At 68.4% G+C, this 25305-nt stretch carries 25 protein-coding genes; 8 read left to right on the top strand and 17 right to left on the bottom strand.

Annotated elements, in window-relative coordinates:
- Nucleotides 1-38 precede the first annotated feature (38 nt).
- The 9 genes from BW971_RS20465 to clpS form a co-directional block, all read right to left on the bottom strand.
- Nucleotides 39-803 carry a cyclic nucleotide-degrading phosphodiesterase gene (locus BW971_RS20465; RefSeq protein WP_076482935.1) on the bottom strand — a complete coding sequence of 255 codons (765 nt, stop codon included), beginning with the start codon at nt 801-803 and terminating at the stop codon, nt 39-41.
- Nucleotides 804-851: 48 nt separating this feature from the next.
- On the bottom strand, nt 852-1661 hold the full coding sequence (gene murI / locus BW971_RS20460; protein WP_076482934.1) for a glutamate racemase: 810 nt from the start codon (nt 1659-1661) through the stop codon (nt 852-854).
- Complete coding sequence (locus tag BW971_RS20455) at nt 1658-2317, bottom strand: rhomboid family intramembrane serine protease (protein ID WP_200799492.1); 660 nt, start codon at nt 2315-2317, stop codon at nt 1658-1660. The genes murI and BW971_RS20455 overlap by 4 nt, the downstream gene beginning before the upstream one ends.
- Nucleotides 2318-2378: 61 nt before the next feature.
- On the bottom strand, nt 2379-3350 hold the full coding sequence (locus tag BW971_RS20450) for a PLP-dependent cysteine synthase family protein (RefSeq protein ID WP_076482933.1): 972 nt from the start codon (nt 3348-3350) through the stop codon (nt 2379-2381).
- Nucleotides 3351-3626 carry a MoaD/ThiS family protein gene (locus BW971_RS20445; RefSeq protein WP_076482932.1) on the bottom strand — a complete coding sequence of 92 codons (276 nt, stop codon included), beginning with the start codon at nt 3624-3626 and terminating at the stop codon, nt 3351-3353.
- 69 nt (nt 3627-3695) lie between these two features.
- Nucleotides 3696-4124 (bottom strand): M67 family metallopeptidase, encoded by a 429-nt coding sequence (locus tag BW971_RS20440; RefSeq protein ID WP_076482931.1) that lies wholly within the window; start codon nt 4122-4124, stop codon nt 3696-3698.
- Nucleotides 4125-4175: 51 nt separating this feature from the next.
- Nucleotides 4176-5252, bottom strand: a complete 1077-nt coding sequence (locus BW971_RS20435) for a P1 family peptidase (RefSeq protein WP_076482950.1) — start codon at nt 5250-5252, stop codon at nt 4176-4178.
- A 34-nt stretch (nt 5253-5286) separates the two neighbouring features.
- Nucleotides 5287-5871: an oxidative stress transcriptional regulator AosR gene (gene aosR / locus BW971_RS20430; protein ID WP_076482930.1), complete on the bottom strand. Its 585-nt coding sequence runs from the start codon at nt 5869-5871 to the stop codon at nt 5287-5289.
- 4 nt (nt 5872-5875) lie between these two features.
- Nucleotides 5876-6205 (bottom strand): ATP-dependent Clp protease adapter ClpS, encoded by a 330-nt coding sequence (clpS, locus tag BW971_RS20425; protein WP_407701242.1) that lies wholly within the window; start codon nt 6203-6205, stop codon nt 5876-5878.
- A 104-nt stretch (nt 6206-6309) separates the two neighbouring features.
- On the opposite strand from clpS, the gene BW971_RS20420 reads away from it, so the two are divergent.
- The 5 genes from BW971_RS20420 to glgB all read left to right on the top strand — a co-directional run bounded on the left by BW971_RS20420 (nt 6310) and on the right by glgB (nt 14751).
- On the top strand, nt 6310-7656 hold the full coding sequence (locus BW971_RS20420; RefSeq protein ID WP_076482929.1) for a nicotinate phosphoribosyltransferase: 1347 nt from the start codon (nt 6310-6312) through the stop codon (nt 7654-7656).
- Nucleotides 7653-8246, top strand: coding sequence for an isochorismatase family protein (locus tag BW971_RS20415; RefSeq protein ID WP_076482928.1), 594 nt, complete (start codon nt 7653-7655; stop codon nt 8244-8246). The genes BW971_RS20420 and BW971_RS20415 overlap by 4 nt, the downstream gene beginning before the upstream one ends.
- Nucleotides 8243-10306 carry an ATP-dependent DNA helicase gene (locus tag BW971_RS20410; protein WP_076482927.1) on the top strand — a complete coding sequence of 688 codons (2064 nt, stop codon included), beginning with the start codon at nt 8243-8245 and terminating at the stop codon, nt 10304-10306. The genes BW971_RS20415 and BW971_RS20410 overlap by 4 nt, the downstream gene beginning before the upstream one ends.
- A 134-nt stretch (nt 10307-10440) precedes the next feature.
- Nucleotides 10441-12453 carry a maltotransferase domain-containing protein gene (locus tag BW971_RS20405; RefSeq protein WP_076482926.1) on the top strand — a complete coding sequence of 671 codons (2013 nt, stop codon included), beginning with the start codon at nt 10441-10443 and terminating at the stop codon, nt 12451-12453.
- 66 nt (nt 12454-12519) lie between these two features.
- Nucleotides 12520-14751 (top strand): 1,4-alpha-glucan branching protein GlgB, encoded by a 2232-nt coding sequence (gene glgB / locus BW971_RS20400; RefSeq protein WP_076482925.1) that lies wholly within the window; start codon nt 12520-12522, stop codon nt 14749-14751.
- A 121-nt stretch (nt 14752-14872) separates the two neighbouring features.
- On the opposite strand, the gene BW971_RS20395 is transcribed toward glgB, so the two are convergent.
- The 5 genes from BW971_RS20395 to BW971_RS20375 form a co-directional block, all read right to left on the bottom strand.
- On the bottom strand, nt 14873-15826 hold the full coding sequence (locus tag BW971_RS20395; protein WP_076482924.1) for a tetratricopeptide repeat protein: 954 nt from the start codon (nt 15824-15826) through the stop codon (nt 14873-14875).
- Between the two features lie 50 nt (nt 15827-15876).
- Entirely contained in the window at nt 15877-17079 is a 1203-nt protein-coding gene (locus tag BW971_RS20390; RefSeq protein ID WP_076482923.1) for an MFS transporter, read from the bottom strand.
- A gap of 31 nt (nt 17080-17110) precedes the next feature.
- On the bottom strand, nt 17111-17416 hold the full coding sequence (locus tag BW971_RS20385; RefSeq protein ID WP_076482922.1) for a thiamine-binding protein: 306 nt from the start codon (nt 17414-17416) through the stop codon (nt 17111-17113).
- Nucleotides 17417-17494: 78 nt separating this feature from the next.
- A complete protein-coding gene (locus tag BW971_RS20380) occupies nt 17495-17851 on the bottom strand; it encodes a DUF3817 domain-containing protein (protein WP_076482921.1) in 357 nt (118 codons plus the stop codon).
- 57 nt (nt 17852-17908) lie between these two features.
- Entirely contained in the window at nt 17909-19096 is a 1188-nt protein-coding gene (locus BW971_RS20375; RefSeq protein WP_076482920.1) for an acetyl-CoA C-acetyltransferase, read from the bottom strand.
- Nucleotides 19097-19236: 140 nt separating this feature from the next.
- Between BW971_RS20375 and mce the strand changes: the two genes are divergently transcribed.
- Together mce and BW971_RS20365 are read left to right on the top strand one after the other, a co-directional pair.
- Nucleotides 19237-19710 (top strand): methylmalonyl-CoA epimerase, encoded by a 474-nt coding sequence (gene mce, locus BW971_RS20370; RefSeq protein ID WP_076482919.1) that lies wholly within the window; start codon nt 19237-19239, stop codon nt 19708-19710.
- Nucleotides 19711-19775: 65 nt separating this feature from the next.
- The gene (locus BW971_RS20365; protein ID WP_076482918.1) at nt 19776-20879 is read left to right on the top strand and encodes a coiled-coil domain-containing protein; all 1104 of its coding nucleotides are present in this window, start codon (nt 19776-19778) and stop codon (nt 20877-20879) included.
- Nucleotides 20880-20900: 21 nt separating this feature from the next.
- On the opposite strand, the gene BW971_RS20360 is transcribed toward BW971_RS20365, so the two are convergent.
- Genes BW971_RS20360 through BW971_RS20350 form a run of 3 tightly spaced genes read right to left on the bottom strand, consistent with a single transcriptional unit; the run spans nt 20901 to nt 23175 of the window.
- Nucleotides 20901-21194 carry a hypothetical protein gene (locus BW971_RS20360; protein ID WP_076482917.1) on the bottom strand — a complete coding sequence of 98 codons (294 nt, stop codon included), beginning with the start codon at nt 21192-21194 and terminating at the stop codon, nt 20901-20903.
- Between the two features lie 9 nt (nt 21195-21203).
- Entirely contained in the window at nt 21204-21890 is a 687-nt protein-coding gene (nucS, locus tag BW971_RS20355; protein ID WP_076482948.1) for an endonuclease NucS, read from the bottom strand.
- Nucleotides 21891-21933: 43 nt separating this feature from the next.
- Complete coding sequence (locus tag BW971_RS20350) at nt 21934-23175, bottom strand: helix-turn-helix domain-containing protein (protein WP_076482916.1); 1242 nt, start codon at nt 23173-23175, stop codon at nt 21934-21936.
- A gap of 173 nt (nt 23176-23348) precedes the next feature.
- Here BW971_RS20350 and BW971_RS20345 point away from each other — a divergent pair, with 173 nt between their 5' ends.
- Nucleotides 23349-25202, top strand: coding sequence for a flavin-containing monooxygenase (locus BW971_RS20345; protein ID WP_076482915.1), 1854 nt, complete (start codon nt 23349-23351; stop codon nt 25200-25202).
- Nucleotides 25203-25305: the final 103 nt, after the last annotated feature.

Here is a 25305-nt window from a genome sequence, read left to right as displayed (position 1 = left end):
CAGCGTAACGATGACCCACGGCACCGTCGGCCGGGTGGTCACCCGACGTCGAGCTCGGTGTCCGGGTTGACCACGCTGATCGGACCGTCGTATTCGGCGCGGACCTCGTCGAGAACGTCCTCGGTACTCGTCCACGGGGGAATGTGGGTGATGGCCAACGACTTCACGTGCGCGCGCGCGGCCATCTGACCGGCCTCGGTACCCGACAGGTGCAAATGCGGTGGGCGCTGTCCCGGCGCGTGGGTCCAAGAGGCCTCGCACAGGAACACGTCGGCGTCGGACGCCAACTCGACGAGCGTGTCGCACACCCCGCTGTCGCCGCTGAACGCGAGTACCTCGCCTTCCGGTCCGGTGATACGCAACCCCACCGTCGACGGCGGATGCGCGACCGTTCGCGGCAGGATCGCCATCCCACCGAGACGGACCTGTTGACCGTCGACCCACGGCAACACGTCGAAGGTGTCGGAGACATCATCGATCTCACCGGGGAACTCCGAGGAAGCGGCACCGATTCGCTGCGCGGTCCCCGGCGGTCCGTAGAGGGCGGCACGATCCGTTGCGGGTGTGGGGGCGTAGCGCCGCCACACCAGCAGTCCGGGCAGGTCCAGGCAGTGATCGGCGTGCAGGTGACTGAGGATCACGTCGACATCGATGGGGTCGACATGTCGTTGCAGCGCACCCAGGACGCCGGGACCGAAGTCCATCACGACCGGTCGTTCACCGGGTACCCGGAGCAGATATCCCGAACAGGGATTCCCCGGACCGCCCACACTTCCCGAGCAACCGAGGACCGTCAGACGCATTCCGGCATCCTCCCACGCGCACGACCGGATACGGCCAGGGATCGCCGATTACACATGGTGGACGGTGCCCAGCGCCGGTCCCAGGAACCGAGCCGACAGCCGCGCGAACGATTCCGGGTCGCCGGTGGCGTTGAAGGTCCGAACCGCGGGCCGCAACAGGTCGTCGTGGTGCGGGGCGAGCAGATCGCGTTCGGTCAACACACGCAACACATCCTTGGCGGTCTCCTCGGCACTGGACACCAGGGTCACGGTGTCGCCCATCGCCAACTGGATCACGCCCGACAGCAGCGGATAGTGCGTGCAACCGAGCACCACGGTGTCGACATCGGCCTGTTGCAACGGCTCGAGGTAACCCTCGGCCAGACCCAGGATCTGACGGCCGCTGGTGATGCCGCGTTCCACGAAATCGACGAACCGTGGACAGGCGACCGAGGTGATGACCGCGTCTCGCGCCGCGGCGAAGGAGTCCTCGTAAGCCCGTGAGGCAATGGTCGCCTCGGTACCCACCACGCCGATACGTCCCGAACGGGTGGCCGCGACCGCACGCCGGACAGCGGGCAACACCACCTCGATCACCGGCACCGGATACCGTTCGCGGGCGTCGCGCAGGCACGCCGCAGAGGCCGTGTTGCACGCGATCACCAGGGCCTTCACCCCCTGGTCGACCAGATCGTCACCGATCGCCAATGCATGCGCCCGGATCTCCGGGATGGTCAGCGGACCGTATGGTCCGTTCGCGGTGTCGCCGATGTAGACGATGTCCTCGTCGGGCAACTGGTCGATGACCGCGCGGGCCACCGTCAATCCACCCACCCCGGAGTCGAAGATGCCGATGGGGGCTCGCTGCGCGTCGGTCACCGGCCGGTCCCGGGAGAGCCGAGGTCGGGGGTTGGGGCGGGTGTCGGGGTTCGACCGCGGCGGCGCAACAACCACGCCGCGACCACGCCGCCGATCGCGCCGAACAGATGGGCCTGCCAGGAGACGGACTCCTGCGCCGGCAGCACACCCCACAACACACCGCCGTAGAGGAGGAAGATCACCACACCGATCAGGATCTGCCAGCCGGACCGGTTGAAGATGCCGCGGAGGAGCAAGAAGGTCAGCCACCCGAAGATCACCCCGGACAGTCCGACGGTGATGCTGTTCGCAGGTGCGAAAAGCCAGACCCCCGCGCCGGAGATCACCCACACCGTCACGGTCGCCAGCAAGAATCGTCGGGCGAGCAAGACCAGGAATCCGAGAACCACCGCCGGACCGGTGTTGGCGGCCAGATGATCCCAGCCCGCATGCAGCAGCGGCGCCCACAGGATGCCGTCCAGTCCGTCGACGTCACGTGCCCGGATACCGTCGTCGTCGAGCCGGAAGTTCGTCGCGGCGTCGACGGCCTCGACGACGTACAGCACCGCCACGAAGGCGACGATCACGATCAACGAACGCACCCACAGACGTGTCGAGTCGCCTCGCGGATCACCAGGGGATCGCGACGCGGACGCGCCGACACCATGGTTCTGCACCACGCACGTCACCTCCTCGCCACGCCGACCCCGGAGCGACCGGGCACCGAGGAGACGACCATCACGCCCAGAGCTGGCCTTCGAGTGCCTCGTCCGCGCTGTCGAGGCTACCTTCGTACACACCGGTCGACAGATACTTCCAACCCGCGTCACACACCACCAGTGCGATGTCGGCCCGCGTCTCGTCTTTCATCGCGCGACGGCCGGTGCCCAACGCGGCGTGCACGATGGCTCCGGTGGAGATTCCTGCGAAGATGCCCTCGGTGTCGACCAGTTCGCGCACCCGGCGCACCGCGTCGCGGCCGGTGACCGAGTACCGACGGGTCAGCACCGAGTCGTCGTAGAGCTCCGGGACGAACCCCTCGTCGATGTTGCGCAGCCCGTACACCTCGTCGCCGTAGCGGGGTTCGGCCGCGACGATCTCGATGTCGTCGCGCTGCTCGCGGAGATAGCGGCCGACGCCCATCAGCGTGCCGGTGGTGCCGAGCCCGGCGACGAAGTGGGTGATCTCCGGCAGGTCGGCGTAGAGCTCGGGGCCGGTGCCCTCGTAGTGCGCGGCCACGTTGGCGGGGTTGCCGTACTGGTAGAGCATCACCCAGTCGGGATGCTCGGCGGCCAGGTCCTTGGCCATCGCGACGGCGGTGTTGGACCCGCCCGCCGCGGGCGAGGAGATGATCTCCGCGCCGTACATCCGCAACAGCTGTCGACGTTCGGCGGAGGTGTTCTCGGGCATCACGCAGATGAGGCGATAACCCTTGAGCTTGGCGGCCATCGCCAGCGAGATGCCGGTGTTGCCGCTCGTCGGTTCCAGGATCGTGGCCCCGGCGGTCAGCGTCCCGTCGGCCTCGGCCTGCTCGATCATCCGCAGCGCGGGCCGGTCCTTGATCGACCCGGTGGGGTTGCGGTCCTCCAACTTGGCCCACAGCCGCACGTGGGGACAACCGTCACCGTCGTCCCAACGCGGGGACAACCGCGGCAGACCGACCAGCGGCGTCGAACCCACCGAGTCGATCAGGGAGTCGTGACGCGGCACTCAGCAACCACCGGCGACCGCGGGCAGGATGGTCACCTCGTCGCCGTCGGCGACGGTGGTGTCCAGACCGCCGGAGAAGCGCACGTCCTCGTCGTTGACGTAGACGTTGACGAACCGGTGCAGTTTGCCGTCGGAGACCAGGCGTTCACGCAGTCCGTTGTGGGCGGCGTCCAGATCGTCGATGACGGCGCCGAGGGTGGGGCCACTCGCCTCGACCCGCTTGGCACCGTCGGTGTAGGTACGCAGGATGGTGGGTATGGACACGACGACGGGCATCGCGGACTCCTTCGATGTCGACCGGCAGGTGCCGGTGCTCGGGACGGGTGGCTGCAGACGGTGGGATCGCTAACCAGGGGACACGGGGTCGCGGTCGACGATCTCGACCGGCTCCTCGGTCACCTCGCCGTCGACGATGCGGTAGCTGCGGATCTCGTCGACGTGCGGGTCGCGGGTGGAGATGAGGACGTAGTGGGCGTGCGGCTCCGAGGCGAACGAGATGTCGGTGCGGCTCGGGTAGGCCTCGGTCGCGGTGTGCGAGTGGTAGATCACCACGGGCTCCTCGTCGCGACGGTCCATCTCGCGCCATACCTGCAGTTGCTCGCCCGAGTCGAAGCGATAGAAGGTCGGGGATCGTTCGGCGTTGATCATCGCGACGAACCGGGTGGGCGTATCGCTGCCCTCTGCTCCGGCGATCACCCCGCAGGCCTCGTCGGGATGGTCGGCTCGTGCATGCGCCACCATCTCGTCGACCAGGGTGCGGCTGATCCTCAGCACGGCGTGTCGTCCTCCTCATGGGCCGGCGGTCGGGCGTCGGTCGCCGGACGGTCAGGCCCGGCGCCTCGCGCTCGGCAACGTCTGCGCGAAAGTCGGTATTCCGGCGACCGGGGTCGCCGCCAGCACAGCGCCGACGATCGCACGCTGCACCACCGAGGCGACCGCAGCGCTCACCGCGGTGATCACCGCGAGCTCGGGGTCGAGACCGGGTGGGACCGGATGGTACGTCGGGCGTGGGACCCGGTTGGTCGCCACCGCGAAAACGGTGTCACCGTCGAGGGGTAGGTGTGCGGGCCGGATCGCCCTGGCGATGCCGTCCTGCGCGGCGATGGCCACCCGGCGCATCATGCCCGGTCCGGCCGTGGCGTCGGTGGCGACCACGCCGATGGTGGTGTTCAACACGGTACCCTTGGCCTGCAGTGCGGCGTACGCATCGATCTCCGCGGCCGCGGGGGTGGTGAGGCGGTGGTACCCGTGGTCGGCGACGTCCCACGGCAGTCCCGTGCCCGGGTCGATCACCGATCCCACCGGGTTGGCGACCATCAGGGCGGCCACCGTGATCCCGGCGGCGGGACCGTCGTCGAACGTCACGCCCGCGGTACCGATCCCGCCCTTGAGTGCCCCGGCACGCGCACCGGCCCCCGCACCGACCGACCCGGTGGCCACCTCGACTCCCGCCGCTCGTACCGCCTTCACACCGAAGTCCGCGTCCGGGCGGGACGACCATCCACCGACGGTGAGGTCGAAGACGACGGCCGCGGGCACGATAGGGACCACATGACCGTGCGCGTCCATCGCCAGCCCGCGGTGGTCCCGTTCCAACTCGGTCATCACCCCGTCGGCGACGGCGAGCCCATAGGCACTCCCGCCGGTGAGCACGATCGCGGTGGGCCCGAGCACCGAGTTGGCCGGGTCGAGCAGATCGGTCTCGCGGGTTCCGGGCCCGCCGCCGCGGACGTCGACGGCGCCGGTCGCCCCGTCGGGAAAACAGATCACGGTCGATCCCGTGGCCCAACCGGAGCCCGCGATCTCGGCGTCTGCGACCGTCGCATCGTCGTCGATCCGGTGGTGCTGTCCGACGGTCACGCCCGCGACGTCGGTGACGCGATCGTGGTCCGACACCCGCACGGCGGTCAGCTCTCCGCCGTACCGGTCGAGCCCGTCATCGCCCACCCGCCAGCGCGACCACGAGCAACTCCTGCACGACGGTCAGCCAGTGGTAGACGTCGAGGTGCGCGGCGTTCGGATCGTCGGGGGGGAGGTGTTCGGGAGTGGACTCGGTGACCCCCAACATCGCGCCCAGGGCCAGCCGGACGTCGTTGATCGCGGCCAGCCACTGTTCGGCCTGTGCCTCGGTGAGCGACACCTCTCCCCCGCCTGCCGGCAGGGTGTCGATCACCGCCCGGGCGGCCGAGTTCTTCGCGGCGATGATGCCGGGCTCGTACATGCTGCGCAGCGCGCCGTTCAGATCCGAGTTGACCGCATCGGCCAGGATCTCCTCGTCCTGCTCCGGGCGATGGAAATCCGGGAGCAACCGGCCCAGGGTCACGTCGTCGGGCGGGGCGGAATGCCCGGATGGGATGCCGGTGAGTTCGGAGAGCTGGTCGCGCGGCGCCGTCGCCTCCCGTTCGGCGAGGAGCTCCTGCAGCGAACCGACCAACGAACCGATCAACTCCGATTCGTGGGAGTCGAGGGAGCTGACGATGCGCAGACCGGTGCCGCGGCCCTTCCGTTTCCAGGTCCGCACCTGCTCAGCTGTCCCGCTGCATGGTCGCCCACAACCCGGCGGCGTGGAGTTTCCCGACGTCGGTCTCGACCTTCTCGCGGTCGCCGCTGGACACCACCGCCCGACCTTCCGTGTGCACCTGCATCATCAGCCGAGCCGCCTGCGCCTCGGAGTATCCGAACAGCTTCTGGAACACGTAGGTGACGTAGCGCATCAGGTTCACCGGGTCGTCCCACACCACGGTCATCCACGGCTTGTCGGTGGCCGTGTGGTCGGCGAGATCAGGGTCGGCCACCACGGTGGAGCCGGGTTCGGAGGTGCCCCGACCCTCGGCCCGGACGTCGCGCAGCGGCAGGGATGTCGACACCGGCGGGTGTCCGGGTCCCTCCGCTGTCCGATCGGTGACCCGCCCGCCTGCGGTCATCATGTGTCCGCGCATGCCAACTAGGCTAGGCGATCGTGAGCAGTGAGGACACCAACCCGCGGGCCCGCAGGCCCGACCGTGGGGCGACGGCCCTGCTGACCGACCGGTACGAGCTGACGATGGTGGCCGCCGCTCTGCAGGACGGCACCGCCGACCGCGAGTGCACATTCGAGGTGTTCGGCCGTCGGTTGCCCGACGGTCGGCGCTACGGGGTGGTCGCGGGGACCGGCCGCCTCCTCGACCTCGTCGCCGACTTCAGGTTCGGCGACGACGAGCTCGCGACACTCGACTGGCTCGACGGCGACACCGTCGACTGGCTGCGTGACTACCGGTTCTCCGGCTCGATCGACGGATACCGGGAAGGCGAACTGTACTTTCCCGGGTCCCCCGTCCTCACCGTGCGCGGGACCTTCGCCGAGGCGGTGTTGTTGGAGACGCTCGCCCTGTCGGTCCTCAACCACGACAGTGCCGTTGCCTCCGCCGCCGCACGCATGGTCAGCGCAGCCGCCGGGCGTCGGATGATCGAGATGGGTTCGCGGCGCACGCATGAGGAAGCCGCGGTCGCCGCCGCGCGCGCCGCCTACCTCGCCGGGCTGGACGCCACCTCCAATCTGGAGGCAGCCCGCCGCCACGCCATCCCGACCGCCGGCACCAGCGCCCACGCGTTCACCCTGGCCCACGCTTCCGCCGACGGTCCCGACGAACGGGCCGCATTCGCCGCACAGATCGCCACTCTGGGGGTGGGCACCACACTGCTGGTGGACACCTACGACATCACCCAGGGTGTCGCCAATGCCATCGAGGTGGCGGGACCCGGACTCGGGGCGGTCCGTATCGACTCCGGTGACCTCGGTGTGCTGGCCCGGCAGGTCCGCGATCAACTCGACGCGCTGGGGGCCACCGAGACCAAGATCGTGGTCTCGGGGGACCTCGACGAGTACGCCATCGCGGCGCTCCGCGCCGAACCGGTGGACAGCTACGGGGTGGGCACCTCGCTGGTCACCGGCAGCGGCGCCCCGACCGCAGGGATGGTCTACAAGCTGGTGGAGATCGACGGCATCCCGGTGACCAAACGATCGAGCCACAAGGAGTCACCGGGCGGCGCGAAGTCCGCGATACGTACCGCTCGTCGGTCGGGGACCGTCGTCGAGGAGGTGATCTTCCCGACGGGCGGCACGCCGCCGGAGACACCGGGCCTCAGCGCCACCCCGCTACAGATCCCGATGATCCGCGACGGTGAGCCGGTCGATGACCTGCCCACGTTGCCGGAGTCACGCGAACACCTGGCCAGGGCCCTGGTGACCCTGCCGTGGGAGGGTCTCGGACTCTCGCGCGGGGAACCGGCCATCCCCACCCGCACCATCACGGGCCGCGACCGATGACCGGCATCGACACACCCGACGCGCCGACCGCCCTGGTGATCGTCGACGTGCAGAACGACTTCTGCGAAGGCGGCGCACTCGGTGTGACCGGCGGCGCGGCGGTGGCCCGCGCGGTCACCGAACTGGCAGGTGCGCAGGGCTACTCGGCGGTGGTGGCCACCAGGGACTTCCACATCGACCCGGGTACACACTTCTCCGACGAGCCCGACTTCGTGGACAGCTGGCCGCCGCACTGCCGCGTCGGTACCTCCGGTGCCGAGTTCCACCCCGACTTCGACGTCACGCTCGCCCAGGACGTGTTCTCCAAGGGCCGGTACTCCGCGGCGTATTCGGGATTCGAAGGTGCCGACGACGACGGCGCCACGCTGGAGACCTGGTTGCGTGACCGCGGGATCCGGGCGGTGGACGTGGTCGGCATCGCCACCGATCACTGTGTCCGGGCCACCGCACTGGACGCTGCCCGGACCGGACTGCGGGTGCGAGTCCTGTTGGACCACACCGCGGCCGTCGCACCGGACTCGCTGGCCGCCACCTACGCGCAGTTGCGTGACGCCGGTGTCGACCTGGTCGGCGAACCGGTGGGTCGATGAGCTCATTGCCTGCGGTCCCCGAACTCCTCGAGGCCGCGGTCACCGGTGTAGGCGGTGCACGACGTGACGGACAACTGCGGATGGCGTCGGCGGTGGCGCACTGCATCGACGTCGGTGAACATCTCGCCGTCCAGGCGGGCACGGGGACCGGGAAGTCGTTGGCGTATCTGGTGCCCGCGGTGCGTCACGCCGTCGCCGATGACGCCACGGTGGTGGTGTCGACGGCCACCATCGCCCTGCAGCGGCAACTGGTCGAGCGGGACCTGCCGCGCCTCGCGGGCGCCCTGCGCGGACCGCTGAACCGCGAACCCACCTTCGCCATCCTCAAGGGGCGTGGTAACTACCTCTGTCTCAACAAGATCCACGCCGACGCCGCTCCCGAACCGGGAGACGAGCTGTTCGATCCGTTCGCGGTCTCGCGGATGGGTCGTGAGGTGACACGACTGCGTGAATGGTCGTCGGACACCGAGACCGGCGACCGCGACGACCTCGACGCCGGAGTGGGTGACCCGGCCTGGCGGCAGGTGAGCGTCACCGCCCGCGAATGCCTCGGTGCCGCCAACTGTAGCTATGGTGCCGACTGTTTCGCGGAGAAGGCGCGGGCGGCGGCCGGACGTGCGGACGTGGTGGTCACCAACCACGCCATGTTGGCCATCGACGCGATGAATCCGGTGAACGTACTACCCGAACACGACGTGGTGATCGTCGACGAGGCCCACGAACTGGTGGACCGCATCACGTCGGTGAGTACCGCGGAGATCACCGCCACCGGGATCGCCGCCGTGGCGCGACGATGCGGCGCGCTGCTCGACGACGAGATCGCCGACGACATCACCGGTGCGGGTGAACTGGTCGGCGAGCTGTTGGAGGACATCGACCACGGCCGGTGGACGCGACTGCCCACCGGCGCCGACACCGCGTTCACCGCATTGCGCGACCGGCTGTGGCGGGCGCACACCGCCATCGGCCCCGCCCGGAAGCTCGCCGACTCCGATGCGGTTGCTGCTCATTCGGCGGCGCTGACCGCGGTCACGGATCTGCACGACACCGCCGTGCGAATCCTGTGCGCGTTCGACGAACCGGACGAGTCGAAGCGCCGCGACGTGGTGTGGGTGGCCGAGGAGTTCGCGCGCGGTGACAAGCGCCGGGTGCTGAAGGTGGCGCCACTGTCGGTGGGTGGGTTGCTGAGATCGGCACTGTTCGCACACAGCACCGTCATCCTGACCTCGGCGACGCTGACCGTCGGTGGCAACTTCGACGCCCTGGCCGCCACCTGGGGACTGCCCGCGGAGGGACGCAGTGGCGACGGGTCGCCGTCGACCACCACCGCCGCACTGGACGTGACGGCCACCGGGAAGACCGCCCCGGCGGACACCGACAACGTCCGCTGGCACGGCCTGGACGCCGGGTCGCCCTTCGATTACCCGCATTCGGCGATCCTCTACGTCGCCCGCCGACTCCCCGCCCCGGGTCGTGATGCCATCGCCGAGGCCACCCTCGACGAACTCGCCGAGCTGATCGACGCTGCGGGAGGTCGCACACTGGGCCTGTTCTCGTCGATCCGTGCGGCCAAGGAGGCGGCCGCCGCGATGCGCGAACGCCTCGACGTCCCGATCCTGTGCCAGGGCGACAACGCCATCGGCAGCCTGATCCGGGACTTCGCCGCGGACGAGAGCACCTGCCTGTTCGGCACCCTGTCGCTCTGGCAGGGCGTCGATGTGCCGGGTCCGTCGCTGAGTCTGGTGACCATCGATCGCATACCGTTTCCCCGACCCGACGACCCCCTGCTGGCCGCTCGCCAGCGGGCGGTGGAGCTGCGCGGCGGCAACGGGTTCATGGCCGTGGCCGCGAACGCCGCCGCCCTGCTGTTGGCCCAGGGCGCCGGACGACTGCTGCGCTCGACCACCGACCGCGGGGTGGTCGCGGTGCTCGACCCCCGGTTGGCCACCGCCCGGTACGCGGGTTACCTCCGCGCCTCGCTGCCGCCGTTCTGGTCGACCACGGACCCGGGTGTCACCCGCGCGGCACTGCGTCGCCTGCAACCGACCGCGAGTCACTGACATCGCCGCATACCCCGCCCACCGCAGGTGTGATACCCCGCCCACCGCAGGTGTGATACCCAGAGCCAAACCCTTGGGTATCCCCTACGGTTTGGAGTAGGCGGTTTCGGCGTGAGAAGGGATGGTCGGCACAGGTGATCGGTCGCATTGGCATAGACGACATGGCGCCGGTGATCTCCGCCGGACAGTTCGCCGCCAAAGCCGTTGTCGGCGAGTTCATACCGGTCAGCGGCACGGTCTGGCGGGAGGGCCACGATGCGGTCGCGGCGACCCTGCACGTGGAGGGCCCCGACCGGGCCCGGCCGGTCGAGGCCAGGATGCGCCCGGCACGCGAACCGGACACCTTCAACGCCGCGTTCGTCCCCGACGTGCCCGGTTACTGGAGTTTCCGGATCGACGGTTGGAGCGATCCGTTCGCCACCTGGTTCTCGGCGATGACCAAGAAGATCGACGCCGGGCAGGGACCGGGCGAGCTGGCCAACGACATCGAGGTGGGTGCGCGCCTGCTGGAACGGTCGATGACCGGTCTGCCGTCCGAGGATCGGCACACGGTGGCCGACGCGGTGGCCGCGCTGCGGTCCGACGGTGAGCTCGCCGACCGCGTGGGACCTGCCCTGTCGGACGACGTGCACGCCCTGCTGGTCGAGTATCCGGTGCGTGAGCTGGTGACCAAGAGCCGCACCCACCGTGTCTGGGTGGATCGCCGTCGCGCACTGTTCGGCTCCTGGTACGAGATGTTCCCGCGATCCACCGGCGGGTGGGACGACGACGGCCACCCGGTGCACGGCACCTTCCTGACGGCGACCGCGGATCTGCCACGGGTCGCCGACATGGGGTTCGACGTGGTCTATCTACCGCCCATCCATCCGGTGGGCGAGGTGAATCGCAAGGGCCGCAACAACACGCTGACCCCTGATGAGCGCGATGTCGGGTCGCCGTGGGCCATCGGCTCGCAGTTCGGGGGACACGATGCCATCAATCCCGCGCTGGGATCCGTGGACGACTTCCGCTACTTCGTCGATCGGGCGCGTGAGCTGAACATGGAGGTCGCCCTCGACCTGGCTCTGCAGTGCGCCCCCGATCACCCGTGGACCACCGAACATCCCGACTGGTTCACGGTGTTGCCCGACGGCACCATCGCCTACGCCGAGAACCCGCCCAAGAAGTACCAGGACATCGTCCCGCTGAGCTTCGACAACGATCGCAACGGCATCTACCGGGCCGTGCTTGCCGTGATGCTGCACTGGATCGGTCTGGGGGTCAAGATATTCCGGGTCGACAACCCCCACACCAAGCCGCCGGATTTCTGGGAATGGGCCATCGTCGAGGTGAAACGCCGACACCCGGACGTGCTGTTCCTGGCGGAGGCTTTCACTCGACCCGCGCGGCTCTACGGTCTCGCCAAACTCGGGTTCAGCCAGTCCTACACCTACTTCACCTGGCGCACAGCGAAGTGGGAGCTGACCGAATTCGGCTCCGAGATCGCCGAGCACGCAGACCAGTCCCGGCCGAATCTGTTCGTCAACACCCCGGACATCCTGCACGAGAGCCTGCAGCACGGGGGGCCGGGGATGTTCGCGTTGCGGGCGGCGTTGGCGGCGACCCTGTCACCCACCTGGGGGGTGTACAGCGGGTACGAACTGTTCGAACACCAGGCGGTGCGTCCGGGCAGCGAGGAGTATCTGGACTCGGAGAAGTACGAGTTGCGTCCGCGCGACTACAAGGCCGCCGCGAGCCGTGGGGAGTCGTTGGAGCCGTGGATCACCTCTCTCAACGACATCCGGCGCAGGCACCCGGCGCTGCAGCAACTGCGGAACATCCACTTTCACCACCTCGACAACGAGGCACTGATCGCGTACTCGAAGTTCGATCCGGTGACCGGTGACAGTGTGGTCGTGGTGGTCAACATCAATCCGTTCGGTGCGGAGGAGTCCACCCTCTGGCTCGACCTACCCGCGCTGGGTTATGACTGGCAGGATCGCTTCTCCGGAGTCGACGAGGTCTCCGGTGAGAATTTCCATTGGGGGCAGGCCAATTACGTCCGACTCGAGCCCTGGCGAGCGGTGGCGCACATCGTCGCGCTACCACCCATACCCGCGCCCGCTCGCCGCGATCTGGCGTTCCGGCTCGAGTCACCCGAGGCCTGATCGTCCCGCTGCAGCAGGACATCCGCCGTTCCCGACCACCGACGACCCGAAGCAGGTGATGATCCCATGACCGGTGTCAACGCAGCGATCTCCGACGAGGAACTGTTGCGACTGCAGTCCGGAACCGATCACAACCCACACGCGGTGCTCGGTGCGCACGAGGTCGGTGATCACACGGTGTTGCGCACCCTGCGCCCCGACGCGGTCGCGGTGGTCGCGGTGATCGGTGGGGTGGACCACCCGATGCAGCGACAGGGTGACGATCTGTTCGTGGTCGCGGTGCCCGTCACGGACCTCGTCGACTACCGATATCGGGTGACCTACCCCGACGGTTCCGGTGGCACCACCGACCACGTGGTCGCCGACGGGTACCGGTTCCTGCCGAGCCTCGGCGAGCTGGATCTACACCTGTTCTCCGAGGGCCGGCATGAACGACTGTGGGAGGTCCTCGGCGCACACCATCGTGGGTACCAGACCCCCGACGGTCCGGTCAGCGGCACGTCGTTCGCGGTCTGGGCCCCGAATGCTCGGGGGGTCACGGTCTTCGGCTCCTTCGACGGGTGGAGGGCTCGGACCGCGCCCATGCGGTCACTGGGGAGTACCGGCGTGTGGGAGGTGTTCGTGCCCGACGTCGGCGTGGGAACCCGCTACAAGTTCCGCGTCCACGGTGCCGACGGGGTGGTGCGCGAGAAGGCCGATCCGATGGCGCGCCGCACCGAGGTGCCGCCGGCCACCGCGTCGGTCGTCGACGATTCCGACCACGTCTGGGGCGACACCGCCTGGGTCGCCAAACGGATGGACTCCCGTGCCGTGGTGGAGCCGATGAGCGTCTACGAGGTACATCTGGGTTCGTGGCGGATGGGCCTCGACTATCGTCAACTCGCCACCGAACTCGGCGATTACGTGGTGCGGATGGGGTTCACCCACGTCGAGTTGCTGCCGGTGGCCGAGCACCCGTTCGGCGGGTCCTGGGGATATCAGGTCACCTCGTACTTCGCGCCCACGTCGCGGTTCGGCACCCCTGACGAGTTCCGCGCGTTCGTGGACCATCTGCACTCCCTCGGCGTCGGGGTCATCGTCGACTGGGTGCCCGCGCATTTCCCCAAGGACGAGTGGGCGCTGGCCCGATTCGACGGCAGCGCCCTCTACGAACACAGCGATCCGCGCCGAGGTGAGCAACTCGACTGGGGCACCTACGTCTTCGATTTCGGCCGCCCCGAGGTCCGCAACTTCCTGGTGGCCAACGCGCTGTTCTGGTTCGACCAGTTCCACATCGACGGCCTGCGGGTCGACGCGGTCGCCTCGATGCTCTACCTGGACTACTCGCGACCCGAGGGTGGTTGGTCACCCAACATCCATGGCGGCCGGGAGAACCTGGAAGCGGTGCAGTTCCTGCAGGAGATGAACGCGACGGTGCACAAGCACCACCCCGGTGTGGTGACGGTGGCCGAGGAGTCGACGTCGTGGCCCGGCGTGACCCGAACGACCAATCTGGGAGGTCTGGGTTTCACCTTCAAATGGAACATGGGCTGGATGCACGACACCCTGGGATACCTGACCAGGGACCAGATCCACCGGTCGTTCCATCATCACGAGATCACCTTCTCGCTGATGTATGCGTGGAGCGAGAACTTCGTGCTGCCGATCAGCCACGACGAGGTGGTGCACGGCAAGGGCACGCTGATGAGCCGGATGCCGGGTGACACCCACGCCAAGGCTGCCGGGGTCCGGGTGTTCCTGGCCTACATGTGGGCCCATCCCGGCAAACAGCTGTTGTTCATGGGCCAGGAATTCGCGCAGACGGCGGAATGGTCGGAGAACCGCAGCCTCGACTGGTCGCAGCTCGAGGGCTGGGAGGGCGAACTGCACGCCGGCGTGCAGAAGCTGGTGATCGACCTGAACACCACCTACCGGGCACTCTCCGCCCTCTACGACCAGGACGCGTCGCCCAATGGTTACTCGTGGATCGACGCCAACGACACCGCGGGCAACATCATCAGCTTCCTGCGGTTCGGCTCGGACGGCAGCGTGGTCGCCTGCATCTTCAACTTCTCGGGGATGACGCGGGAGAACTACCGGATCGGGCTGCCGCAAGCCGGCGCCTGGACGGAGGTGATCAACACCGACGCCCCCGAGTACAGCGGGTCGGGCAAGGGCAATCTCGGCCGGGTGATCGCGGACGGTGAGCCATGGCACGGCCGGGCCACGTCGGCGGAGCTGACCCTGCCCGCCAACGGCGCCATCTGGCTCACCCCGGACGTCGCGTCGACGGCCGAGGCCACGCTGGCCGCGGACTGACCACGCGGGATCTCCCGCAGTACTCGTGATCTGCTGCTGTTGTGTCTGCGGGAAGTCACCGAAACTGCGGGAGATCCGATTTCCCGCAGTCTCGGTGCGCGTCGCCGCGGACCCGACCGACTCAGAAGAGGGCGCTGGCGAGCTTCCGTCGCGCCGAGATGACGAACGGTTCGGCCGGGTCGAAGAGTTCGAACAACGACAGCAGCCTCGTGCGCACGGTGGTCCGTTCGTCACCGCTCGTGGTGCGGATCAGGGCGATCAGCCGGTCGAACGCGGCCTCGGGTTGCTGGTCGAGCAACAGCACGTCGGCCGCGGCGAGTTGGCCGTCGACGTCGTCGGCCGCGGCGGTCTCCGTCACCGCGGGGTCGTGAGCGGTTGCCCGCAGCAGGAACTCGACGTTGCGCGCCGCGGAGGCCGCCTCGACGTTGCCGGGATCAGCCTCGGCCAACGCCCGGTACTCGACCAGCGCTCCCTCGAGATCACCGCTGTTCAACCGGTTCTCGGCCTCGTGCATACGCGGGTCCACCGGATCCTCGACCGGCGCGGCGTCGGCGATGTTCACACCGGGCAGCGCGTCGCCGACCTTGGCGAAGACGTCGTCGAGCCAGCGCTGGATCTGCTCGGCAGGTTGCACCCCTTGGAAGGCCGACACCGGCTGTCCCTGCGCGATCGCGACCACGGTGGGGATGGACTGGACACCGAAGGCCTGTTGGATGCGCGGATTGGCCTCGATGTCGATCTTGGCCAGCACCCAACGACCACCGGCCTGCTCGGCCAGCTGTTCGAGCACCGGGGACAACTGCTTACACGGCTGGCACCAGTCGGCCCAGAGGTCCACCACCACGACCACCTGGTCACTGAGCCCGATGACATCGGACTCGAAGGAGGCCTCGTCGACATCGAACACCGCGGGCACCGATGGCCCCGGCCCACCCGCAGCGGACCCATCGGCCGCCTGCGCACCGGTCACCGCTCCACCGGGAGCGCGGCCACCGCCACCCGGGGGGCCGGCCGGCCTACTGCGCTGGGCGTCGGCCCGCTCCTTGAGTCCGGACAGGTCCACCGCACCGGACATGGCTGCTGCCCGGGCGGCAGCCGCGGCCTGCTGACGTTGTTGAGGTCGGCTCACCCTTCCAGTCTGGCACGATTGCGGACCACACCGGCACCCGCACAGCCGAATGCGGTCGCCGCGGCGGCGAGCCACAACGCGACACCGAGAGTGGTGTGACGGCTGATGAAGCCGATGACCGCCGGGCCGGCCAACAACCCCAGGTAACCGCAGCCGACCACCGCGGAGATGACCCGTCCACTCGACGCGTGCGAGAGGTTGCCCGCCGCACTGAACAGTTGCGGGACACCCGCGGCCACACCCACCCCGAAGATCGCCCAGCCGAGGATCCCCACCGACGCCACCGGTGCCGAGATCACCACCACCATGCCCACCGTCGCGATCGCCGCGCCACCGCGTACCACGGCCACCGGACCGAAGCGGGCGACCAGGGTGTCGGCGGCGAACCTGGTGATCAACATCGTCAGCGAGAACGCACCGAACGCGACCGCACCGACGGCATCACTGCTGCCGTGGCGCTCGACCATGTGCAGCGCACTCCAGTCGTAGGCGGTCCCCTCGGCGAGCATGAGCGCAAAGGCGACCGCGGCCATCAACGCCGCCTTGGCCAGCAGCGACCGCCGCGACGGCTCGGGCGCGTCGTCGTGCGCGTCTACGTCGGCAGGCGGACCGAAACCGGGCAACATCAGCGCATACATCGCCAGGGTGACGAGCAGTCCGATCGCGGCCACGACCGTCACCGTGACCAGGATGGGCGCACCCACCCAGAGGCCGACGGCGACGACCAGCGAGCCGAGCAGTCCGCCGAGCGAGAAGTAGGCGTGTATCGACGACAGCAGCGGACGACGGTAGGCACGTTCGACCACGACGGCCTGGGTGTTCATCGACACGTCGAGGGCCCCGTTGGCGAAGCCGAACGCGACGACGCCGATCGTCAGTCCGGTCAGGTTCGTCGCCGCCGCGGGCCCGAATACCGCGCCGACCAGACCCAGGGCGGCGACGGTGGTCGGTCCGCGGCTGCCGAACCGGTCGGCCAACCGGCCGAACACCTGCATGGCGACGAACGCCGACAGTCCGGTCACCACCAACAGCCAGCCGAGGGTGCCGTGGTCGATGCCCGCGCGACCGGAGATCACCGGGATGTGCGCGACCCACATCGCGGCAAGCAGGCCGTTGAGGAAGAAGATCGTCGAGACACCCAGCCGAGCCCGACGATCCCGGGTCGGACGAGCTGTGTCGGCGACGTCGGTCGACGTCATCGAGGCCGTACGTCGCGCTCCGCGCGGGGATTCATCGCAGGATCTCGTCCACGCGATCGACCTTGGCGGTGAGTTGGCCGGTGAAACCGGGCCGGATGTCGGCCTTGAGAACCAGCGACACCCGCGGGGCTCGGGCCGCGACCTCATCGGTCGCGGCCTTGACCACGGCCATCACCTCGTCCCACTCCCCCTCGATGCTGGTGAACATCGAGGAGGTCTCGTACGGCAGACCCGATGCGCGGACCACACGGACGGCTGCGGCGACCGCCTCGCTCATCCCGCCGTCGGATTCCACGGCGTCACCACCGGACGGGGCCACACTGAAGGCAACGATCATGCATCCACGCTCCTCCGCACCGACGGCTCGGCGCAACCCGGACGCGGGACGGTCGCACCCGCACAGCCTGGGGGCGTGTCAGCCCGCCGACACCCGCGTCGGGGTGGTGGAGAGTTCAGCCAGGTTGCCGGTGCGCTGGGCCCACCACTCGAACACCAGCGTGCCGAACGGCGGGATGCTCGAGATCAGCGCGGCGAGGATGACCATGGGAGACCACTTGAGTGTGATCCCGGTCCATATCGCGACGACGACGAAGACGACGAAGACGATCCCGTGGACCATCCCGGGAACCGCGACGGCTTCCTTGTGACCCTCGACCCACTTGAAGTACATCGAGATCAGAAGGGCCAGCCAGGTGATGGCCTCCAACACCGCGATGAAACGGAACCGCTTGGCCGTGGTGCTCAGATCCAGGATGTTCGCCATGCCGCCCATTGTGCCGCACCGGCGACGCCATCCACTACACCTGGTAGTAGATGTGCGTCACGTCGATCAGGCCTGCTTCGGAACCGTGAGGATCAGCGCGTCACCCTGACCACCGGCACCACAGAGACCGGCCGCACCCACGCCACCGCCGCGACGGGCCAACTCCAGGATCAGGTGCAACACGATCCGTGCCCCCGACATGCCGATGGGGTGACCGATGGCGATCGCTCCCCCGTCGACGTTGACGATCTCGGGGTCGATGCCGAGCTCTGCGGTCGAAGCCAGACCCACCGCGGCGAATGCCTCGTTGATCTCGACCAGGTCGAGGTCGGCCGGGGTGATACCCGCACGCTCACAGGCCTTGACGATGGCGTTGGCCGGCTGCAACTGCAGTCCGGAGTCGGGGCCCGCGACCACGCCGTGCGGGCCGATCTCGGCCAACCAGGTCAACCCCAACTCGGTCGCCTTCTCCTTGCTCATCACCACCACCGCGGCCGCACCGTCGGAGATCTGCGACGAGTTGCCCGCGGTGATGGTGCCGTCACGGCGGAAGGCCGGACGCAACGAGGCCAGCGAATCGGCGGTCGTGTCCGCGCGTACTCCCTCATCCGCGGTGAACTCGATCGGATCACCTTTGCGCTGCGGGATGCTGACCGGCACCACCTCGTCGGCGAAGGCGCCGTTCTTCCAGCCCACGGCGGCGCGCTGATGCGACCGTGCTGCGAACTCGTCCTGCTGGGCGCGGGTGAAACCGTCGGCGTCGTTCTTCTGCTCGGTCAATCCACCCATCGGCTGATCGGTGAACGCGTCGAAGAGGCCGTCGTAGGCGAGGTGGTCGACGAGTTCGGTGTTGCCGTACTTGAACCCGGTGCGGCTCTTGGGCAGCAGGTGCGGAGCCTGGGTCATGGACTCCTGACCACCCGCGACCACGACGTCGAACTCACCCGCGCGGATCAGCTGGTCGGCCAGGGCGATCGCGTCGATACCGGACAGGCACATCTTGTTGATGGTCAGCGCGGGAACCGACCACGGGATACCGGCCTTGACGGCGGTCTGCTTGGCGGGCATCTGCCCGGCACCCGCTCCGAGTACCTGACCCAGGATCACGTAGTCGACGGCGTCGGCGGGGACGTTGCCCTTCTCCAGCGCCGCGCGCACCGCGATGGCCCCGAGGTCCACGGCACTGAAATCGGTGAGCGACCCCAGCAGGCGGCCGACCGGGGTACGCGCGCCGGACACGATCACTGATGACATGGGGTCCTCCTGGACGTCTGTTCGCCACGATGTCGGTGGTGACACCGCGATCTGCTGCGACGCGACCGATCCCGGGCCGCGCGGGTGGGGCCACCGAGGGGGCGGTGGTGACTCGTCACGCTCCAGATTACCGTTCACCCATGAGCACATCCGCAGGCAACCCAGTCACCACCACGATCGGCGACCTGGTCACCGCCATCGACCACACGGGTATCGCGGTGCCCGATCTCGATGCCGCGAAGCGGTGGTACGCCGACCATCTGGGTTTCGTCTGTCTGCACGAGGAGACCAACACCGATCAGGGTGTGCAGGAGGCGATGATCGGTCCGGCGGGCGGTGCGGCGGGTTCCACCCTGATCCAGTTGTTGGCACCCTTGGACGAGTCGTCGACCATCGCCAAATTCATCGACCGCAGTGGACCGGGGTTGCAGCAACTCGCGGTCCGGGTCACGGATCTGGACGAGGTCACGCGTCGGCTCACCGAGCAGCAGGTGCGCCTCCTCTACCCGCAGCCACGTCGCGGCACCGCAGATTCTCGGATCAACTTCGTGCATCCGAAGGACGCCGGCGGGGTGCTTCTCGAGCTGGTCGAACCCGCCGCGACAAGCCGCTGACGGACGGGTCACCACACCTGTCGCTGTTCCGTCGACTCGGTCGCCGCGGCCGCTAAACTCGACTCATGCCCTCAGATCCCAGCCGGCCGGTCGGTACGCATTTCCCGATCGTGATGCGCGGGTACGACCGCGAGCAGGTCAACGATTGGTACAAGCGGGTCGACGCCGACCTGCGGGTGATGGCCGCCGACCGCGACGCTGCCGCAGCCAACGCCCGCGAACTCGCCGACCACCTCGAGGATGCCCGGGACGAGATCGAGGCGCTCCGCCGCGAGGTGGACAAACTCTCGGTCCCGCCGACCACCGCGCAGGGGATGAGCGAGCGCATCTCGCGCATGCTGCAGTTGGCCTCCGACGAGGTGTCCGAGAGTCGGGCCCAGGCTGCCGCGGAGGCCGCCGAGACGGTGTCGATCGCCCGTCAGGAGGCCGAGCAGACCCGCGCGGATGCCGACTCCGCCGCCCGCGAGCTGATCGAGGACGCGGAACGCCGCGCGGCCGAATCCGACGCCGACTTGGCCCGTCGCGAAGAAGAGATGACGAGCAGGCGCGCACAGTTCGATCACGAGTTGGAGGAACGGCGGACGGCGTTCGAGTCCGAACACACCGCCGCCATGCAGGCCGCGCGCGAGGAGGCGGCACGGATCCTCGAACGCGCGCGTGTCCAGGCCGAGGAAGACGACCTGCGGGCGCAGCAGAACCGCGACCGGATCCAGGAGGACTTCGACGTCACCATCGCCGCACGACGCGAGAAGGTGGCCGCCGAGGTGCACGAACTGGAGACGTCGAGTCGCGACACCGCTCGCGAACTGATCGAGCAGGCTCAGGCGCGCGCCGACCGCACGCGGCGCCATGCCGAGTCCACGGCCACCGAACACCTGACCCGGGCGCGCGAGACGGTCGAGAGCACCCACCAATTGCGACGCCGCATGCTCGCGCAACTCGCGGAGGTCCGCGGTCAGCTCGATCAGATCCCCGACTTCCTCCGCGAACTCGACGATGACGCCGCGCGCATCGAGACGGAGACGGCCGAGGCGATCAACGCCGGACAACGGGACGACACGGGCCGCGCACCGTCGGCCGAAACCGAGTCGGACTCGGACACCGATGAAGCGACGACCGCACAGCACACCCGCGGTCCGCGGTCGCGGACCGCGATCTCCTACCGCTGACGACGAGCCGCCGACGCGTGGTCAGCGGTAGCCGGTACGTCCGCGTCGACCCGTCCAGCATCCGGTGTGCCAGTGTCTGCGTTCCTCGGCACCGCCGAAGTCGTCCACCGGCCACGCCACGATGTGGGCGGTTCCGACGGTGATGGTGTTGTTGCACCCCGGACACCGGTAGATCTTGGTCGCGCGGGAGGCGGGGATCCGGCGCACGTGGTGGTCCACGTCGAGACCCGAAGGACCCGGTTCGACCTGCGAGAAACCGAACCCACCGCCCGCGGGTGGTGGGCGTTGCCGGTCACGCCGATTGTGTCTGGGCATGCGGCACCCTCAGAACAACCTGAATTCGGTGCTCTCGGTGCCGCGGAGGCGGTCGTAGTCCAGCGTCAGACAACGTATTCCACGATCCTCGGCCAGGGTGCGCGCCTGCGGTTTGATCTGCTGCGCCGCGAATACCCCGCTGACCGGCGCCAACAACGGGTCGCGGTTGAGCAGCTCGAGGTAGCGGGTCAGCTGCTCCACGCCGTCGATGTCGCCGCGACGTTTGATCTCCACCGCGACCGATGAGCCGTGCGGATCCCGGACCAGCAGATCCACCGGGCCGATCGCCGTCATGTATTCGCGCCGGACCAGCGTGTAACCGTCGCCGAGCGTCGTCACGTGCTCGGCCAACAGTTCCTGTAGGTGTGCTTCCACACCGTCCTTGACCAACCCCGGGTCCTGTCCGAGCTGATGGCTGGAGTCGTGTTCGACCTCACCGATGGTGATACGCAGCTCCTCACCGGCCTTGTTGGTCACCACCCACAGCCGGCCGGCCCAATCGACGTCGTCGGGGGCCTCACCCTCGCTGAGCCAACACGGCGGGCTCATCCAGTTCAATGGCTTGTAGGCGCGGTCGTCGGCATGCACGCTGACCGACCCGTCGGACTTGATGAGCAGCAGCCGACGGGCGCGGGGCAGATGAGCCGTCAATCGCCCGATGTAGTCGACCTGACAATCCGCGATGACCAGACGCACGGTGCCCACCATAAGCTCCCGCACCGATTCCGATCGCCGGGGGTCAGCCCGCCGAGGACGTGTCGGAGGCCACCCCGTCGGGACGTAGCTGCATCACCACGCCGTCGGCGCAACGATAGGGACGCGCCGCGACGAGCCCGGGCAGTTGCCGCCGCAGTCGTGACATCTCGGCGCGCACCGTCACCGTGTGCCCGTCGTCGCCGTACAGGTCGACCGACAACTCCGCGGCGCTGCGCCCGGCCGGGTGTTGCGCGAGCAGTCGCAGGATCTGGGCATGCCGCCGAGACACGATGCGATGCCATCGACCCTGTCGACCGGACACCCGCACCGTCGGTTCACCGATCAGATCCACCACCACGGTGGTGACGGACTCGTCCCGCGCCGCGCCGTCTCTCACCACCCGTACCAGCCATCCGCCCGGCAACGGTTCGAAGTCGCACCACCCGATCGTGGGCACCCAGGCGGGGCCGGCGGCGGGGTCGCCGGGCAACTGCAACCGAGTGCACACCGGCACCGAACCGACCGCGGCCACCCAGCCGTCGGTGTCGACGGCCAGCGCCGGTGCCGCGACCGCGGCGAGTATGGGCGCCGACACCGCGCGGATCTCGTTGAGCAACCGATCGTGGGTCTCCCGCAACCGGGACTCGGCCAGCCGCGCCACCAGATCCACGACGGTCACCGTGGTCGGGTGCACCGTGGCCGCCGGACCGGACACGTCGACCACACCGAGCACCCGACCGGTGCGCGGGTCACGTATCGGTGCGCCTGCACAGGTCCACGTGTGGTGGCTGGGTTGGTAGTGCTCGGCAGAGAAGATCTGTACGGATTGCCGTGATACCAAGGCGGTGCCGATGGCATTGGTCCCCACCGCCCCCTCACCCCAGTGCGCACCTTCCACGAATCCGAGGCTGTCGGCCCGCTGCAGCACCGACGCGTGCCCAGAGCGCCACAACACCCGACCACGCGAGTCGGCGACGACCACGATGTTGTCGCCGTCGGCGGTCAACGACCCCAGACCGCGCGACATCTCCTCGAGAACACCCACGAGACCGGATCGCCGCCGCAGCGCGTCGAGTTCGTCGCTCTCCACCAGGGGGTCACGGTGTCGGGCGGGGTCCACGCCGTCGGCCATCAACTGCTCCCACGACTCCGCGATCACCGCCCGCGGTCGGGCGGGGGCACGATCACCCGCCATCGTCGCGTCGTAGACCGCCGCCAGCAGCCGCGCGTAATCGCGTGGGTCGTCACCGGTCGCGACGGCCGCCTCGGGTGACGAGCGCACCATGTCCGTACCACCACTTCCCTGCTCACCGGCCCCTTGCCTGCTGGGCGTTGCACGGGGTTGCACCCTTGCCCCATCCGCCGGCTCGGTGTGGTGTCTATCACATGCGGATGCCGCCCGTCATCGGATGCGGCACCCGCACGAGCACGAGCACCGCCAGCAGGAAGGAACGGATAATGACCCAGACCATGGATCCGACACCGGTGTCACCTCGCGAACCCGACGACGCCGACGATCCACAGACGCGGATGCAACGGTGGCTTGCCGACTTCGAGGCAGGTGTGGCCGCCCGCGACATCGATCGGGTGGTGTCCGGGTTCGTCATCGACAGCTTCTGGCGTGACCTGGTGGCGTTCACCTGGAATCTCAAGACGGTCGAGGGACGGCAGGAGATCGCCGACATGCTCTCCGACCGACTCGACGACACCGATCCGTCGGGCTTCGTCACCTCTGAACCGGCGACCGCGGATGGCGACGTGGTGACGGGCTTCATCGAGTTCGAGACCGCGATCGGACGCGGCAAGGGCCTGCTGCGACTGCGCCGTGACGACGACGGACAGGATCGCGCCTGGACGTTGTTGACCAGCCTGCGCGAATTGAAGGGGTTCGAGGAGCCGCAGCGCACCCGACGGGTTCGCGGCGCGGTACACGGGCAGTCCGGGGACACCCGGTCGTGGTCAGAGCGGCGCGACGACGAGGAACGTGACCTCGGGTACCAGACCCAGCCGTACGCCCTCATCGTCGGTGGCGGGCAGGGCGGTATCGCGCTCGGTGCGCGGCTGCGACAACTCGACGTGCCGTCGATCGTCATCGATACGCACGCACGCCCCGGCGACCAGTGGCGTCAGCGCTACAAGTCACTGTGTCTGCACGACCCGGTCTGGTACGACCATCTGCCGTACCTCCCGTTTCCGGAGAACTGGCCGGTCTTCGCGCCCAAGGACAAGATCGGCGATTGGCTGGAGTTCTACACCCGGGTCATGGAGGTCCCGTACTGGAGTTCCACCCGCTGTATCTCGGCCGCCTTCGACGACGCGGAAGGCGTCTGGACCGTCGAGGTGGACCGGGATGGCGAACGCGTCACACTGCGCCCGACACAGCTGATCCTGGCCACCGGGATGTCGGGCAAGCCGAACGTCCCGGCGTTCCCCGGCGCCGACGTGTTCCGCGGGGATCAGCATCATTCGAGCGAGCATCCCGGTCCGGACGCCTACGTCGGCAAGAAGGCCGTGGTGGTGGGGTCGAACAACTCCGCACACGACATCTGTAAGGCGCTGTACGAGAACGGCGTCGACGTCACCATGGTGCAACGATCGTCCACCCACATCGTGAAGTCCGACTCCCTTATGGAGCTGGGACTCGGCGACCTGTACTCAGAGCGGGCCGTCGCCTCGGGTATGACCACGGAGAAGGCCGATCTGACGTTCGCCTCGTTGCCGTACCGCATCATGCACGAGTTCCAGATCCCGGTGTACGACGCGATCCGGGAACGCGACAAGGACTTCTACGCACGCCTCCAGGCGGCCGGCTTCGACCATGACTGGGGTGACGACGGCTCGGGTCTGTTCATGAAATACCTGCGCCGCGGATCGGGCTACTACATCGACGTCGGTGCCGCCGAGCTCGTGGCCGACGGCAGCATCAAGCTCGCACACGGCAACGTCGACCACCTCACCGAGGATGCGGTGGTCCTCGGTGACGGGACGGTGTTACCCGCTGATGCGGTGGTGTACGCCACCGGATACGGGTCGATGAACGGATGGGCCGCAGACCTCATCGGACAAGACGTCGCCGACAAGGTGGGGAAGGTCTGGGGGCTCGGCTCCGACACCACGAAGGATCCCGGTCCGTGGGAGGGCGAACAGCGCAACATGTGGAAACCGACACAGCAGGAGAACCTGTGGTTCCACGGCGGCAATCTGCACCAGTCGCGACACTATTCCCTGTATCTCGCACTACAGATCAAGGCGCGATACGAGGGGCTGCCCACGCCGGTGTACGGACTCCAGGAAGTTCATCACCTGTCCTGATCGTCCCCTGAAATGGGGCATGCCCCGCACGTGGTGCGGGGCATGCCTGGGGTTGTGTTCGGCGGTGTCCTACTCTCCCACACTGTTGAGGGTGCAGTACCAT

The organism is Williamsia sterculiae (assembly GCF_900156495.1).
GTDB lineage: Bacteria > Actinomycetota > Actinomycetes > Mycobacteriales > Mycobacteriaceae > Williamsia_B > Williamsia_B sterculiae.
This window is presented reverse-complemented; position numbering and strand designations above follow the sequence as displayed.